This window comes from Pontivivens ytuae (assembly GCF_015679265.1).
Taxonomy (GTDB): domain Bacteria; phylum Pseudomonadota; class Alphaproteobacteria; order Rhodobacterales; family Rhodobacteraceae; genus Pontivivens; species Pontivivens ytuae.
Genome location: NZ_CP064942.1, coordinates 1072961 through 1088243, shown reverse-complemented (window position 1 = coordinate 1088243; position 15283 = coordinate 1072961). Strand labels below are relative to the sequence as shown.

14 protein-coding genes are annotated in these 15283 nt (G+C 68.1%); all 14 read left to right on the top strand.

Annotated elements, in window-relative coordinates; all coding sequences use genetic code 11:
* Positions 1-10 precede the first annotated feature (10 nt).
* Positions 11-2143 (top strand): methylmalonyl-CoA mutase, encoded by a 2133-nt coding sequence (scpA, locus tag I0K15_RS05150; protein ID WP_196104335.1) that lies wholly within the window; start codon positions 11-13, stop codon positions 2141-2143.
* Between the two features lie 394 nt (positions 2144-2537).
* Positions 2538-2855, top strand: a complete 318-nt coding sequence (locus I0K15_RS05145) for a hypothetical protein (RefSeq protein WP_196104334.1) — start codon at positions 2538-2540, stop codon at positions 2853-2855.
* Positions 2855-3211, top strand: a complete 357-nt coding sequence (locus I0K15_RS05140) for a VOC family protein (protein WP_196104333.1) — start codon at positions 2855-2857, stop codon at positions 3209-3211. The genes I0K15_RS05145 and I0K15_RS05140 overlap by 1 nt, the downstream gene beginning before the upstream one ends.
* Entirely contained in the window at positions 3208-3693 is a 486-nt protein-coding gene (locus I0K15_RS05135) for a GNAT family N-acetyltransferase (RefSeq protein WP_196104332.1), read from the top strand. Before I0K15_RS05140 ends, I0K15_RS05135 begins: the two co-directional genes overlap by 4 nt.
* Positions 3694-3723: 30 nt before the next feature.
* Entirely contained in the window at positions 3724-5997 is a 2274-nt protein-coding gene (locus I0K15_RS05130) for an NADP-dependent malic enzyme (RefSeq protein ID WP_196104331.1), read from the top strand.
* A 51-nt stretch (positions 5998-6048) separates the two neighbouring features.
* Complete coding sequence (locus tag I0K15_RS05125; protein WP_196104330.1) at positions 6049-6801, top strand: hypothetical protein; 753 nt, start codon at positions 6049-6051, stop codon at positions 6799-6801.
* 53 nt (positions 6802-6854) lie between these two features.
* A complete protein-coding gene (locus tag I0K15_RS05120) occupies positions 6855-7244 on the top strand; it encodes a GFA family protein (protein ID WP_196104329.1) in 390 nt (129 codons plus the stop codon).
* Positions 7241-7843: a LysE family translocator gene (locus I0K15_RS05115; protein ID WP_196104328.1), complete on the top strand. Its 603-nt coding sequence runs from the start codon at positions 7241-7243 to the stop codon at positions 7841-7843. The genes I0K15_RS05120 and I0K15_RS05115 overlap by 4 nt, the downstream gene beginning before the upstream one ends.
* Before the next feature lie 16 nt (positions 7844-7859).
* Positions 7860-9746 (top strand): AMP-binding protein, encoded by a 1887-nt coding sequence (locus tag I0K15_RS05110; RefSeq protein ID WP_196104327.1) that lies wholly within the window; start codon positions 7860-7862, stop codon positions 9744-9746.
* 3 nt (positions 9747-9749) lie between these two features.
* Positions 9750-10505, top strand: a complete 756-nt coding sequence (locus I0K15_RS05105; protein WP_196104326.1) for a response regulator — start codon at positions 9750-9752, stop codon at positions 10503-10505.
* Between the two features lie 60 nt (positions 10506-10565).
* A complete protein-coding gene (locus I0K15_RS05100; protein WP_196104325.1) occupies positions 10566-11972 on the top strand; it encodes a sigma-54-dependent transcriptional regulator in 1407 nt (468 codons plus the stop codon).
* A 148-nt stretch (positions 11973-12120) separates the two neighbouring features.
* Positions 12121-13116: a BMP family lipoprotein gene (locus I0K15_RS05095; RefSeq protein ID WP_196104324.1), complete on the top strand. Its 996-nt coding sequence runs from the start codon at positions 12121-12123 to the stop codon at positions 13114-13116.
* Positions 13117-13178: 62 nt separating this feature from the next.
* Positions 13179-14150, top strand: coding sequence for a BMP family lipoprotein (locus tag I0K15_RS05090; RefSeq protein WP_196104323.1), 972 nt, complete (start codon positions 13179-13181; stop codon positions 14148-14150).
* A gap of 134 nt (positions 14151-14284) precedes the next feature.
* Complete coding sequence (locus tag I0K15_RS05085) at positions 14285-15274, top strand: BMP family lipoprotein (protein ID WP_196104322.1); 990 nt, start codon at positions 14285-14287, stop codon at positions 15272-15274.
* Positions 15275-15283 lie beyond the last annotated feature (9 nt).

The following is a 15283-nucleotide window of genomic DNA, read 5'->3' as shown; positions in this document are numbered from 1 at the left end:
GAGATCCGACATGACCGACTGGAAAGCACTGGCGGAGAAGGAACTGCGGGGCCGTCCGCTCGACGACCTGACCTGGCACACGGCGGAGGGGATCGACGTGAAGCCGCTCTATAGCGAGGCGGACCTGGAGGGGCTGGAGCACCTGGGCACGGTGCCGGGCCACGCGCCCTTCGTCCGGGGACCGCGGGCGACGATGTATGCGGGGCGGCCCTGGACGATCCGGCAATATGCGGGGTTCTCGACGGCGGAGGAGTCGAATGCCTTCTACCGCAAGGCGCTGGAGGCGGGGCAGCAGGGGGTTTCGGTCGCCTTCGACCTCGCCACGCATCGCGGCTATGACAGCGACCACCCGCGCGTCGTCGGCGATGTGGGCAAGGCGGGCGTGGCCATCGACAGCGTGGAGGACATGAAGATCCTCTTCGACGGGATCCCGCTCAAGGACATCTCGGTCTCGATGACGATGAACGGGGCGGTGATCCCGGTGCTCGCGAGCTTCATCGTGGCGGGGGAGGAGCAGGGATGCTCCATCGCGGACCTGTCGGGGACCATCCAGAACGACATCCTCAAGGAGTTCATGGTCCGCAACACGTATATCTATCCGCCCGAGCCCAGCATGCGGATCGTGTCGGACATCATCGGGTACACCGCGCAGGAGATGCCGCGCTTCAACTCGATCTCCATCAGCGGCTACCACATGCAGGAGGCCGGGGCGAACCTGGTGCAGGAGCTGGCCTTCACACTCGCGGACGGGCGGGAATATGTGCGGGCGGCGCTGGCGTCCGGCATGGATGTGGACAAGTTCGCGGGACGGCTGAGCTTCTTTTTCGCCATCGGCATGAACTTCTTCATGGAGGCGGCGAAGCTGCGGGCGGCGCGGCTCCTGTGGCACCGGATCATGAGCGAGTTCGAGCCTAAAAAGCCGCAGAGCCTGATGCTGCGGACGCATTGCCAGACCTCCGGTGTGTCGTTGCAGGAGCAGGACCCCTACAACAACGTGGTGCGCACGGCCTATGAGGCGCTGGCGGCCGTGCTGGGTGGGACGCAGTCGCTGCACACCAACTCGTTTGATGAGGCGATCGGGCTGCCGACGGCGCATTCCAGCCGGATCGCGCGGAACACGCAGCTCATCTTGCAAGAGGAGACGGGGATCACCAACGTGATCGACCCATTGGCCGGCTCCTACTACGTCGAGAAGTTGACCGCCGATCTGGCGGAGGCCGCTTGGGCGCTGATCGAGGAGGTCGAGGGGCTCGGCGGTATGACCAAGGCCGTCGCCTCCGGCATGCCGAAGCTGCGGATCGAGGAGGCGGCCGCCCAGAAACAGGCCCGCATCGACCGGGGCGAGGAGGTCATCGTCGGCGTCAACAAGTACCGCCGCGACGAGGAGGAGCCGATCGACGTGCTCGACATCGACAATGTCGCGGTGCGCGAGGCGCAGGTGAAGCGGCTGGAGCAGATCCGCGCCAGCCGCGATCAGGCGAAATGCGAGGCGGCGCTGGCCGCACTGGAAGAGGCCGCGCGGGGCGACGGCAACCTGCTGGCCGCGGCGGTCGAGGCCGCGCGGGCGCGGGCGAGCGTGGGGGAGATTTCGGACGCGATGGAAAAGGTATTCGGACGGCACCGCGCCGAGGTGAAGACGCTCGCGGGCGTCTACGGCGCGGCTTACGAGGGTGACGAGGGCTTCGCCCAGATCCAGCGCGACGTGGAAGCGTTTGCGGAGGCCGAGGGGCGGCGGCCACGGATGCTGGTGGTCAAGATGGGGCAGGACGGGCACGACCGGGGCGCGAAGGTGATCGCCACGGCCTTCGCCGATATCGGCTTCGACGTCGATGTCGGCCCGCTGTTCCAGACGCCGGAGGAGGCCGCTCAGGACGCGGTGGACAACGACGTGCATGTGGTCGGGATCAGTTCGCAGGCGGCGGGGCACAAGACGCTGGCGCCGAAGCTCGTCGAGGCGCTGAAGGCGCAGAACGCCGAGGACATCATCGTGGTCTGCGGCGGCGTGATCCCGCAGCAGGACTACGACTTCCTGCGGGCGGCGGGGGTGAAGGCGATCTTCGGTCCCGGGACCAACATCCCCGAGGCGGCGGCAGGCATCCTGCGGCTGATCGAGGAAGCACGGCAGCCGAAGGCGGCGGAGTAGGCGCAAGGGTGCGGGAGATCGTCGGGTCAGGCCCGACGATGACCGCTTTGTCGTGTTTCGGGTGACGGGATCGGCGGGGTGGGCGCGAGAGTCGCCCTCGCGGCGGCGCCCTTGGGGTCACCGTCATGCTCGGGCTCGACCCGGGCATCTTCAGTGCGAGTCGCGGATCACGACCTCTCCGCAGTCACGAACTGCAACGAACAGCAACAGTTTCTGCGGCTTCTTTGCCACAGTGCCCGGGAACCGGTGCGTGAGCGGAGCCGTGCCGACGCCAACGCGACGATTTGATGAAAGCGTGATCGTGACGTCCTAGAAGACACGCAGCGCGAGCGTATCTTTGGTCGGAACGGATCGCGAGGGTGGGGAGCCTCGCAGTGCAACCCGTGGGGAAGCCATGCGCCTGCTGCGCCTCGCCCTTGCTGGACTCGTCGCCGCCCCGGCTCTCGCTCAGGGACCCCAGGCCGATGTGCCGCCTCTTCCGCCCTTTCCGCAGGCCTGCGAAGGACCCGATTGCGCGGAGCCGAAGATCCTGCCCTACAACCGCCGGACGCCGAACGAGATCGGCGATGCGGACGACCTGATCTCCGACCGGGCCGCGACGCTGCCCGATGCGGGCGTCGATTTCGACCCGGACGCGGTAGGAGCGCAGCGCAACCTCCTTCTCCAACGGATCGGCCGGGACCGGCCACGCAACCGGGTGGGCCACAACTGATGGCACATGCGACGGGCATCGGCGGACTGTTCTTCCGGGCCCGGGATCCGGAGGCGCTGTCGGCCTGGTACGCCGCGCGCTTCGGGATCGACGGCGTGCCGTGGATGCAGCAGGCGGGGCCGACGGTCTTTCAGCCATTCGACCAGAACACTCACTACTGGCCGGGCGATCGTCAGTGGATGGTGAACCTGCGTGTCGACGATATCGACACGCTCATCGAGACATTGCGGGGCGAGGGGCTCGCGGTGGAGACGCGCGACGAATGGGACGACCCGAAGGTCGGCCGGTTCGCGCGCGTTAACGACCCGGAAGGAAATCCGGTGGAAATGTGGGAACCAGCGGAGGAGCGGAGATGAAAGTCTTTGCCACAGACCCGACAACGCCAGAGGCCGAATGCGTCCTCGCCCATAGTTGCGCCTTTCTGGAGGCGCGCTTCCCGCCCGAGCGGCGGTTTCGCCTGGGGGTGAAGGACCTCGGCGCGCAGAACGTCACCTTCTTCCTCGCGGAGGAGGAGGGGATGGCGGTCGGTTGCGCGGCCTTCGTCCACCAGTGCGAGGAATGGGGCCAGCTCAAGTCCATGTATGTCGCCCCTGCCGCGCGCGGCTCCGGTGCTGCGCAGATGCTGCTTGACGCGGTCGAGGCGCAGGCGCGGCAGGCCGGTGTCGAGCGCCTGCGGGTCGAGACCTGCACGGGGCTGGAGGCGGCCGAGCGGTTCTACGCCAAGAATGGCTTCGGTCAGGTCGGCTCGGTCACGTCGCGGTCGGACGGCCAGCCCTGCACGGTCTATGAAAAGAATCTTGCGCCGGAATTGGTTGGCGCGGAGGTCGCCGCCCGCTAGTCAGGTCGAAAAGACCGGCTGGAGGGATGGATGACCGATCAGAAGCAGGCGAACCGGCAGGCGGCGCTCGACTATCATGAGCACCCCCGGCCCGGGAAGCTGGAGATCCGGGCGACCAAGCCGCTCGCCAACCAACGCGACCTCGCGCGGGCCTATTCGCCGGGCGTGGCGGAGGCCTGTCTCGACATCCAGGCGGACCCGGCGGCGGCGGCGCGCTTTACCGCACGGCAGAACCTTGTTGCGGTGGTCACCAACGGCTCGGCGGTGCTGGGCCTCGGCAATATCGGGGCGCTGGCCTCGAAGCCGGTGATGGAGGGCAAGGCGGTCCTCTTCAAGAAATTCGCCAATATCGACTGCTTCGACATCGAGGTGAACGAGAGCGATCCCGAGCGGCTGGCCGAGATCGTGACGGCGCTGGAGCCGACCTTCGGCGCGATCAACCTCGAAGACATCAAGGCGCCCGACTGCTTCATCGTGGAGAAGCTGTGCCGGGAGCGGATGAACATTCCCGTCTTCCATGACGATCAGCACGGCACCGCGATCGTGGTGGGGGCGGCGGCGACCAACGCGCTGCGGCTGACCGGCAAGCGGTTCGAGGAGATCAAGGTCGTCTCGACGGGCGGCGGTGCCGCGGGGATCGCCTGCCTCGACATGCTGCTGACGCTCGGCGTGAAGCGAGAGAACGTGTTCCTCTGCGATCTTGCGGGTCTGGTCCACGAGGGGCGGGAGGCGGAGATGACGCCGCAGAAGGCCGCCTATGCCCAGCCCGGTGGGCCGCGGGTGCTGGCCGACGTGATCGGTGGCGCGGACCTGTTCCTGGGGCTGTCGGGGCCGAACGTCCTGAAGCCCGAGATGGTGGCCGAGATGGCCGACGCGCCGATCATTCTGGCGCTCGCCAATCCGAACCCGGAGATCGATCCGGCGGAGGCGCGCGAGGTGAAGCCCGACGCGCTGATCGCCACGGGTCGGTCGGATTATCCCAACCAGGTCAACAACGTGCTGTGCTTCCCCTTCATCTTCCGCGGCGCGCTGGACGTGGGCGCGACGGAGATCAACGACGCCATGAAGGTGGCCTGCGTGGAGGGGATCGCGGAGCTGGCGCGTGCGGCCTCCAGCGCCGAGGCGGCGGCGGCCTATCATGGCGAGCGGCTCGTCTTCGGTCCCGACTACCTGATCCCGAAACCCTTCGACCCGCGTCTGCTCGCGGTGGTCGCCGGGGCGGTGGCCAAGGCGGCGATGGAGAGCGGGGTGGCCACGCGGCCCATCGCGGATCTCAAGGCCTACAAGGAGAAGCTCGACGGCTCCGTCTACCGCTCCGCCCTCATCATGAAGCCGGTCTTCGAGGCGTCGCGCAGCGGCCAGCGGCGTATCGTCTTCGCGGAAGGCGAGGACGAGCGCGTTCTGCGCGCCGCCCACGCGATGCTGGAGGAGACGGTGGACGCCCCGGTCCTGATCGGCCGGCCCGACGTGATCGCGAGCCGGGCGCAGCGCAACGGCATCCCGCTCGACCCCGGCGCGTTCGAGATCGTGAACCCGGAGAGCGATCCGCGCTATCGCGACTACTGGGAGACCTATCACGGGATCATGGCGCGCAAGGGCGTGACCCCGGACCTTGCCCGCGCGATCATGCGGACGAACACCACTGCGATCGGCGCCGTGATGGTCCATCGGGGCGAGGCGGACAGCCTGATCTGCGGGACGTTCGGGCAGTATCTCTGGCATCTCAACTATATCGAGCAGGTGCTCGGCAGTCGCGCGCTGTCGCCGGTCGGCGCGCTGAGCCTGATGATCCTGGAGAGCGGTGCGCTCTTCATCGCGGACACCCATGTGCATCCCGAGCCGACGGCGGAGGAGATCGCGGAGATCGCCGTGGGCGCGGCCCGGCACGTGCGGCGCTTCGGCCTCGTGCCCAAGGTTGCGCTCTGCTCGCATTCGCAGTTCGGCAACCTCGATACCGAGAGCGGGCGGCGGATGCGCGCGGCGCTGGAGATCCTCGACGCGCGGAGCTGCGGCTTCGAATACGAAGGCGAGATGCATTCGGACGCCGCACTCGATCCGGAGCTGCGGGCACGGATCTTCCCCGGCTCGCGGATGGAGGGGGCGGCGAACGTGCTGGTCTTCGCCAATGCCGACGCGGCCTCGGGCGTGCGAAACATTCTCAAGATGAAGGCGGGGGGCCTCGAAGTGGGGCCGATCCTGATGGGGATGGGCAACCGCGCGCATATCGTCACGAGTTCGATCACGGCGCGGGGGCTGCTGAACATCGCGGCGCTCGCCGGGACGCCGGTCGCCTCCTATGGCTGAGGGGCGGCTGCCTCCGGCGGGGACATTTGGCGAAGAGAGAGGGCGGGGCGCGTGTTCCTGATCCACGTGGCGTTCGCGCTCGTGCTGACGGCTGCGACGCAGGTCGGCGGGGTGGCGTGGCTCGCCGGGCTGATTGCGCGCGGGACGGGGCCGGCGCGGGTGCTGCGGCATGCGGCGTGGTTCCTCGGCTTCTACTTCGGGCTGTCGGTGCTGGCCTGGTCTGCGGCGGCGGGCTTCGGTCGGGTGCCGCTGCCGTGTGGCGACGGGCCGGTGGCGGTGCAGCCGCGGGCGCTCTGTGCGATGAACCGACATTACGCGGCGCCCGAAGTGCGGGATCTGCTGGTGGCGATGGCCGAGGGATCCGGGCAGCCGATCCGCGTGCTCGACGCCGGGTTTCCGCTGTTCGACGGCTTTCCCCTGCTGCCGCATCTGAGCCACCGCGACGGGCATTCGGTCGATCTGGCGCTCGCCTATGAGGGGGTGGAGGGGAGCCCCTCGCCCTTCGGCTACTGGGCCTTTGCTGGGCCGCGTCCGGGGGAGCCGCAGCCCTGTGCCGGAGGCGGCGGGGCGCTGCGCTGGGACATGGACTGGCTGCAGGGCGCGATCCCGGACCGGCCGCTTGATGAGGCAGCGCAGCGCGACATGCTGGCCTGGCTCGCGGAGGAGGGGCCAGAGCACGGCCTGCGGCGCGTGCTGGTCGAGCCCCATCTGCCGGTGCGTCTGGGGGTCGAGAGCCCGCTCTTCCGCTTCCAGGGCTGCGGGGCTGCGCGGCACGACGACCATCTGCATCTCGACATCCGCTGAGCGTCTGTCGCCCCCCGGTTTCGGTGTTAAGCTGGTGGCAGAGGAGGACTGTCATGAGCGAGACGACGGGACATTGCCTGTGCGGCCAGATCCGCTGGGCCTTCGACGGGCCGCGGCTCTGGCAGAAATACTGTCATTGCGAGAGCTGTCGGCGGAACTGCGCAGCGCCGGTGACGGCCTTCGTCGCGGTGCCGGTGAAGCAGTTCCGGTGGATCCGGCGGGAGCCTGCCTTCTACGAGTCCTCGCCCGGTGTCGTGCGGCGCTTCTGCCCCACCTGCGGGACGCCGGTGGCCTATAGCTGGGAGGGGCTGCCGGAGGAGATCCATGTCTACGCCACGGGCCTGACCGATCCGCATGATTTCGTGCCCGAGGCCCATGACTTCTGGAACGAGCGGCTGGCGTGGCTGCCGCTCGCCGACGACCTGCCGAAGGAGACGGCATGACGTTGGCCCAACTTCTGATCTTCATCCCCGCGGCGTTCCTGGTGGCGATGTCGCCGGGCGCGAACAACCTGCTCGCCTTCTCCAACGGCAGCCGGGCCGGGTTCGGGGCGGCGATCCGGGCACTGGCCGGGCGGCTGGTGGCCTTCGCGCTGATGATCGGGCTGGTGGCGGCGGGGCTCGGCGCGGTGCTGGCGACGTCGAAGCTTGCCTTCACGCTCATCAAATGGGCGGGTGCGGCGTACCTCCTGTGGCTCGCCGTGCGCATGTGGTCCGCGCCGGTGGAGCAGGGTGCGCCGCCGCCCGTGCGGATGATGCGGGCGGAGTTCCTGACGGCGATGTCGAACCCCAAGGCGGTGCTGCTCTTCACCGCGTTCCTGCCGCAATTCGTAGTCGGCGACACAGGCATTTCCGGGCAGCTCATGGCGCTGGGCGTGGTCTATATCGCGGTCGAGGGGGCGGCTGCGGCGCTCTGGGCCGGGGGCGGGGCCTGGCTCGGCGCACGAGCGCTGAGTGCGGCGCGCAGAAAAATCATCGACAGGGCCGCCGCGCTTGCCATGATCGGAGCCGCCGGGCTCATCCTGCGCAGCGAAAGACCATAATGAACGGGGAGATGACATGGGATACGCGGAGACCTACGCGGCGTGGAAGGCGGATCCGGACGGGTGGTGGCTGAAGCAGGCCGCCGCGCTCGACTGGTCCAAGGCGCCGACCCAGGGCTACGATGCTGCGACCAACACCTGGTTCGCCGACGCCATGGGCAACACCGCGTGGAACTGCGTCGACCGGCACGTGGCGGCGGGCCATGGCGAGCGGGTCGCGATCATCCATGATAGCCCCGTCACCGGCACGAAGACGAAGATCACCTATGCCGAGCTGCAGGACCGCGTGGCGCGGATGGCCGGGGTGCTGCACGCGCAGGGCGTGCTGAAGGGCGACCGGGTCGTCATCTACATGCCGATGGTGCCTGAGGCGCTGGTCGCGATGCTGGCCTGCGCGCGGATCGGGGCGGTGCATTCCGTCGTGTTCGGCGGCTTCGCGGCGCGCGAGCTCGCGGTGCGGATCGACGATTGCAAGCCGCGCGCGGTCATCGCGGGCTCCTGCGGGATCGAGCCGGGGCGGGTGGTGCACTACAAGCCGCTGCTCGACGAGGCGATCGTGCTGGCGGAGCACAAGCCGGAGGCCTGCCTGATCCTCCAGCGCGAGGCGGGCGAGGCCGACCTGGTGCCGGGGCGCGACTTCGATCTCGCGGACGAGATGAGCCGGGCGGTGCCTGCGGACTGCGTGCCGGTGAAGGGCTCGGACCCCGCCTATATCCTCTACACCTCCGGCACGACGGGGCAGCCCAAGGGGGTGGTGCGGCCGATGGCCGGGCACATGGTGGCGCTCCACTGGACGATGAAGAACATCTACGGCGTCGAGGCGGGCGACGTGTACTGGGCGGCCTCCGATGTCGGCTGGGTCGTGGGGCACTCCTATATCTGCTACGCGCCGCTGCTGGCCGGCTGCACGACGATCGTGTTCGAAGGCAAGCCCGTGGGCACGCCGGATGCGGGGACCTTCTGGCGCGTGATCTCCGAGCACAAGGTGAAGAGCTTCTTCACCGCACCCACCGCGTTCCGCGCGATCAAGCGGGAGGATCCGAAGGGTGAGGAGGCGAAGAAGTACTACCTCTCCGGCCTTCAGGCGCTGTTCTTCGCCGGGGAGCGGGCGGATCCGGACACGGTGAACTGGGCGGGCGACGTGCTGGGCGTGCCGGTGATCGACCACTGGTGGCAGACCGAGACGGGCTACGCCATCGCCGCCAACCCCTTCGGCATGGACGCGCTGCCGATCAAGGTGGGCTCGCCCTCCGTCGCGATGCCGGGCTATGACGTGCGCATCCTGAGCCCGGAGGGGGAGGAGATGCCGGCCGGAGAGCTTGGCGCCGTGGCGATCAAGCTGCCGCTGCCGCCGGGCACCCTGCCGACGCTGTGGGATGCGGATGCGCGGTTCCGCAAGAGCTACCTCGACACCTTCCCCGGCTACTACGAGACCGGGGATGCGGGGCTGATCGACGCAGATGGCTACCTCTTCATCATGGCGCGCACCGACGACGTCATCAACGTGGCCGGGCACCGCCTGTCCACCGGCGCGATGGAGGAGGTGCTGGCCGGTCATCCCGATGTGGCCGAGTGCGCGGTGATCGGCGCGGCCGACCCGCTGAAGGGTCAGCTTCCCGTCGGTTTTCTCTGCCTCTCCAAGGGCGTGAACCGTCCGGAGGAGGAGATCGTGGCCGAGTGCGTCGCCCGTGTCCGGCACGAGATCGGACCCGTCGCGGCCTTCAAGTCGGCGGTGGTCGTGGACCGTCTGCCGAAGACCCGGTCGGGCAAGATCCTGCGTGCGATCATGGCCCGGATCGCTGACGGGCAGGACTACAAGATGCCGGCGACCATTGACGATCCGGTGATTCTGGAGGAAATCGGCTCAGCGCTATCCCGTATTGGTTACCCGGCTGCGCGATGAGTGATGTCCAGCACCCCTGATCTGTCTCGCCTTCATGTCCTGCTGGCGGAGGACAACGAAACCAACCTTATGGTGGCCCGCGAGATGCTGGAGCGGCTGGGCGCACGTGTCTCCGTCGCCCGGGACGGCATCGTGGCGCTGGAACTGGCGGAGCGGGAGCAGCCGGACGTGATCCTGCTCGACGTGGAGATGCCGCGCCTCTCGGGCCTCGACGTGCTGCGGCGGCTGGCGGAGCGGGAGATCGCGATCCCCACCATCTGCCTCACGGCCCATGTCGGGACCGAGCATGTGGAGCGGGTTCTGGAACTGGGCGCGATCGGCGCGATCGGAAAACCGATCGGCAGCCTCGACAGCTTCGGCCGGCGGATCCTCGATCTGATGGAGACGGGCGCTGGCGGGACGAATGCGGAGCCGGGGCTCGCCGTGCTCGACCTCACCGTCTTCCGCCCGATGGCCGAGATGATGGGCGAGCCGATGGTGGGCACATTGCTCGAACAGGTGGAGACGGACCTCGCCGGGGCGCTGGAGACCCTTGACAGTGCCGTGAGAGGACGGGACGTCGCCGTGATCCGGGCGCAGAGCCACGTGCTGACGGGGGTTGCTGGGACGATCGGCGGCATGCGGTTGCGCTCGATCGCGCGCACGATGAACCGGGCTGCGCATGATGGCGATTTTGTCACCATCTCGAGCTGCTTTACTCAGCTTCCGGTGGAAATCTCGGCACTTATCCAGGCCATCGGTGTTGAGCGCCGGACCTGAATCCGCTTGGCGAGTTCACTTTTGGGTGGTGACGTTTGACCTTTTTTGTATGATCCGCGCATGACCAAGACTCTTCTTCTGGTTGAGGACACGCCGTCCCTCTCGTTGATGTACAAAACCGTGCTCGGAAAGGCCGGGTACGAGGTCGATTGTGCGTTCACGGCAGCCGAGGCGCGGCGGCGTTTCGACGCAGCCCGGCACCATATCGTGCTGCTCGACATGATGCTGCCGGACGGGAACGGCAGCGATATCCTCACCTGGATCAAGGCGCAGGCGCCCGAGACGCGGGTGATCGTCATCACGGCCAACGGCTCTATCAAGGTGGCGGTCGAGGCGATGCGGATGGGCGCGTCGGACTTCCTCGTCAAACCCTTCGACGAGCTGCGCCTGAAATCGGCCGTGGCCCACGCGCAGCCCGGCCCGATCCCGCTGGTCGGTCGCGAGGTGCCCGAGGAGGTGGACCGCTCCGCCCCGCCGGGCTTCATCGGCGACAGCCAGGAGATGCGGGACATCTACCAGACGATCCACCTGATCGGACGGTCGACCGCGACGGTGTTCATCACGGGTGAGAGTGGGACGGGCAAGGAGGTCTGCGCGCAGGCGATCCACGACCTGAGCACCCGCTCCGACAAACCCTTCGTCCCGCTGAACTGCGGTGCGATCCCGCAGCACCTTCTGGAATCGGAGGTCTTCGGCCATCTCAAGGGCTCCTTCACCGGGGCAATCGCGGACAAGGAGGGGGCTGCGGTTGCGGCGCATGGCGGCACGCTCTTCCTCGACGAGATCTGCGAGATGGACCTGAATCTGCAGACGAAGCTCTTGCGGTTCATCCAGAGCTCCACGGTGCAGCCGGTGGGCGCGACGCGCGCGCGCTCGGTCGATGTGCGGATCATCTGTGCGACGAACCGCGACCCGGCGGCGGAGGTCGCGGCGGGCCGCTTCCGCGAGGATCTGTTCTACCGCCTCCACGTCGTGCCGCTGCACTTGCCGCCCCTGCGCGACCGGGACAACGACGTGAACCTGATCGGGGAGGAGATGCTGCGCCGCTACGCCGCCGAGGAGGGCAAGCGCTTCGAGCGGCTCTCCGAGGAGGTGCAGGGCCTGTTCCGGCAAATGGTCTGGCGCGGCAATGTCCGCCAGCTCCTCAACGTGCTGCGCAACGTCGTCGTGCTGCATGACGGGCTGGAGGTCACGCCGGACATGCTGCCGCCCGATATCGGCGCGCGGAAGGTCGCCGCGGCCGAGCCCGATCTCGACCAACCGCTGGAGGGGCGCGCGGCGTTCTCCGGCATGGTCGGGCGCAGTTTGGCGGAGGTCGAGCGCGCCTTCATCGAGGCGACCATCGCGGAGTGCAACGGCTCCATCCCGCGCGCGGCGCGCATGCTGGAGATCTCGCCCTCCACCCTCTATCGCAAGCGCGAGGCGTGGGAACGGGCCGAACGCGCGGAGCGCAGCGAGGCGGTCTGAGGTCGTCCGCGACGCTGGGGGAGCCTGCTGTTTTGCCCTTGAAAGCGGTTCGGGAATGGGATGCACTACCCGGCGTTCCGGCGACGGAAACACAATTCCGGCGGCGTTTAGGCATGGCGCCGCCCCATATAACAGGAAGAGGTACACGATGAAGAAGTCCCTGATCGGCGCGGCGGTCGCGTCGCTCGTGGCGGCGGCTGCTGCACAGGCGCAGGACATCCGCCCGGCGGTGGTCTACGACCTGGGCGGCAAGTTCGACCAGTCCTTCAACCAGGCGGCCTTTACGGGCGCGGAGCGCTTCGCCGAGGAGACCGGCGTCGCCTATCGCGACTTCGAGATCCAGAACGACGCGCAGCGCGAGCAGGCCCTCCGCCGCTTCGCCCAGCAGGGCTACGAGCCGATCATCGCGATCGGCTTCTCCCACGGCTCCGCGGTCGAGAAGGTCGCGGCCGAGTTCCCCGACACCGACTTCGCCATCGTGGACATGGTCGTGGACCTGCCCAACGTGCGCTCCATCGTGTTCAAGGAGCATGAGGGCTCCTACCTCGCGGGGATCGCGGCGGCGCTGGCGTCCGAGTCCAACGCGGTCGGCTTCGTCGGCGGCATGGACATCCCGCTGATCCGCAAGTTCGAGTGCGGGTTCATCGGCGGCGCCCGCTCCGTGAACGCGGATATCGAGGTGTTCGGCAACATGACCGGCACCGACGGTTCCGCCTGGAACAACCCGACGCGCGGGGCGGAGCTTGCCCGCTCGCAGTTCGACCGTGGGGCTGACGTGGTCTACCACGCGGCCGGCGGCACCGGCGTGGGCGTCCTGCAGGCCGCCGCGGATGAGGGCATGCTGGGCATCGGCGTGGACTCCAACCAGAACGCGCTGCACCCGGGCTCGGTCCTGACCTCGATGCTCAAGCGCGTGGACAATGCGGTCTACGACACCTTCACCGACGCGATGAACGACGAATTCTCCTACGGGTTCGACGTGAACGGTCTGGCGGAGGCGGGCGTGGGCCTGGCCATCGACGAGAACAACGAGGCGCTCTACACCGACGAGATCGCGGCGGCCGTCGAGGCGGCGAGTGCGGCGATCGTGTCGGGTGAGGTCGTGGTCCACGACTACACCTCTGACGGCGCCTGCCCCTACTGAGACGACCTGGCAGGGGGCGCCGCGTGCGCCCCTTGCCCGACCTGAAGCGGAGACCCGGCCCGATGCGACACCTGCTCCTGAGCATTGCGGTCCTGATGACGGCGACGATGGCCGAGGCCACGCCCGCGGTCGTCTACTCCGTCGGCGGCAAGTTCGACGCCTCGTTCAACGAGGCGGCATGGCGCGGCGCGGAACGCTGGGCCGCCACGACCGGGGAGCGCTACGGCGAGTACGAGATCGAGCGGCCCGCGGAGTCCGAGCAGGCGTTGCGCTTCTTCGCCTCGCGCGGCTACAGCCCGGTCGTCGCCATCGGCTTTTTGCACGCCGATGCGCTGCGCAAGGTGGCGGAGGATTACCCCGACACCCGTTTCACCATCGTGGATATCGAGGTCGACGCGCCCAACGTGCAGTCGGTCGTGTTCCGCGAGCATGAGGGCAGCTTCATCACCGGCAAGATGGCGGCGATGACGTCGGAGAGCGGCGTGATCGGCTTCGTCGGCGGCATGGACATCCCGCTTATCCGCCGCTTCGAGTGCGGCTATCGTCAGGGCGCGGCCTCGGTCTCGGAGGAGACGCGGGTGCTCGCCACGATGACCGGCGACACGCCCGCGGCCTGGGCCGATCCGGTGGCGGGGGCGGAGATCGCGCGCGGCCAGATCGCCGAGGGCGCCGACATCATCATGCAGGCGGCCGGCGGCACCGGGATCGGCGTGCTGCAGGCAGCGGCGGATGCGGGGATCCTGGGGATTGGCACGGATTCCAACCAGAACGCCCTGCACCCGGGCCACGTGCTCACCTCGTTGATGAAGCGGGTGGACGTGGCGGTCGAGGAGGCCTTCGACCAGGAAAAATGGGCCGCCGGTGTCCTGTCGCTCGGCATTGCGGAGGGGGGGCTGTCCATCGCGATGGACGAGAACAATGCGGCCCTCGTGACCGAAGAGGTCAAGACCGCCGCCGACGAGGCCGCCCGTTCGATCGCCGCGGGCGAGACCGTGGTGCACGACACTTACGCCGACGGCGACTGCCCCTTCTGAATTTTTTGACCATCTGGTCATTTTTCGGCAACAGCCCTTGCGAGACCTTGCGTCGCGCGGGCCGGGGCAGGTTGCCGCAAGCGTCAATCCGGGGCATAGGCGCGGGCGAAACCGCCCTTCCCGGAGAATCAGACATGTTTCGCTTCGCTGCCGTTGCAGCCCTGAGTGCTGCCGTTTCCGTGCCCGCCCTGGCCCAGCAGGGTCCCGTCCTCTTCTATGATGGCGGTGACAAGATGGACGCCTCCTTCAACGAGAGCGCGTGGAACGGGGCGGAACTCTACCGGATGACCGAGGGCGGGACCTATTCCGAGGTCGTGCTGCCGGACGGTGCGGACCGGGTCGAGCTGATGCGGGACTACGCGCGGCAGGGCTACGAGCCCATCGTCGCCATCGGCTTTCTCTACGGTGAGGCGGTGAACCAGGTCGCGGCCGAGTTCCCTGAGACCGACTTCGCGATCGTGGACATGGTGGTGGACCAGCCCAACGTGCGCTCCGTCGTGTTCCGCGAGCATGAGGGCAGCTACCTGATGGGCGCGATGGCGGCCATGGCCTCCGAGTCCGATACCGTCGGCTTCGTCGGCGGCATGGATATCCCCGTGATCCGCAAGTTCGCCTGCGGCTATGTCGGCGGCGTGAAGGCGGTGAACCCGGACGCGACGGTGCTGGTGGAGATGACGGGCACCACGCCCGCCGCCTTCAACGACCCCGAGCGGGGCGAGGAGCTGGCCGAGGGGCAGATCGCCCAGGGTGCCGACGTGATCTACCACGCCTCTGGCGGCACCGGCGTCGGCGTGCTCGACGCCGTGGCGGATGCGGGCATCCTCGGCATCGGCGTCGACATGAACCAGAACGGGCTGGAGCCGGGCTCGGTGCTGACCTCCATGCTCAAGCAGGTCGACTACGCCGTCTACTTCGCGCTGAAGGACCACGCGGTGGGCGAATACACCTACGGCATCCAGTCGCTGGGCCTTGAGGATCGCGGCGTCGGCTATGCGGTGGACGAGAACAACCAGTTCCTCGTGGATCGCACCATGGTGGGCCTCGTGGAGGAGATCTCCTACCAGATCATCTCCGGCGATCTGGAGGTTCACGACTACATGGCGACGTCGGACTGCCCGTACTGATCGCGCATT

Coding starts and splice junctions, on each gene's coding strand:
- I0K15_RS05110 (WP_196104327.1), top strand. CDS start 7,860: ATGGGATACGCGGAGACCTACGCGGCGTGGAAGGCGGATCCGGACGGG.
- I0K15_RS05145 (WP_196104334.1), top strand. CDS start 2,538: ATGCGCCTGCTGCGCCTCGCCCTTGCTGGACTCGTCGCCGCCCCGGCT.
- I0K15_RS05120 (WP_196104329.1), top strand. CDS start 6,855: ATGAGCGAGACGACGGGACATTGCCTGTGCGGCCAGATCCGCTGGGCC.
- I0K15_RS05090 (WP_196104323.1), top strand. CDS start 13,179: ATGCGACACCTGCTCCTGAGCATTGCGGTCCTGATGACGGCGACGATG.
- I0K15_RS05095 (WP_196104324.1), top strand. CDS start 12,121: ATGAAGAAGTCCCTGATCGGCGCGGCGGTCGCGTCGCTCGTGGCGGCG.
- I0K15_RS05085 (WP_196104322.1), top strand. CDS start 14,285: ATGTTTCGCTTCGCTGCCGTTGCAGCCCTGAGTGCTGCCGTTTCCGTG.
- I0K15_RS05105 (WP_196104326.1), top strand. CDS start 9,750: ATGTCCAGCACCCCTGATCTGTCTCGCCTTCATGTCCTGCTGGCGGAG.
- I0K15_RS05115 (WP_196104328.1), top strand. CDS start 7,241: ATGACGTTGGCCCAACTTCTGATCTTCATCCCCGCGGCGTTCCTGGTG.
- I0K15_RS05100 (WP_196104325.1), top strand. CDS start 10,566: ATGACCAAGACTCTTCTTCTGGTTGAGGACACGCCGTCCCTCTCGTTG.
- I0K15_RS05140 (WP_196104333.1), top strand. CDS start 2,855: ATGGCACATGCGACGGGCATCGGCGGACTGTTCTTCCGGGCCCGGGAT.
- I0K15_RS05130 (WP_196104331.1), top strand. CDS start 3,724: ATGACCGATCAGAAGCAGGCGAACCGGCAGGCGGCGCTCGACTATCAT.
- I0K15_RS05135 (WP_196104332.1), top strand. CDS start 3,208: ATGAAAGTCTTTGCCACAGACCCGACAACGCCAGAGGCCGAATGCGTC.
- scpA (WP_196104335.1), top strand. CDS start 11: ATGACCGACTGGAAAGCACTGGCGGAGAAGGAACTGCGGGGCCGTCCG.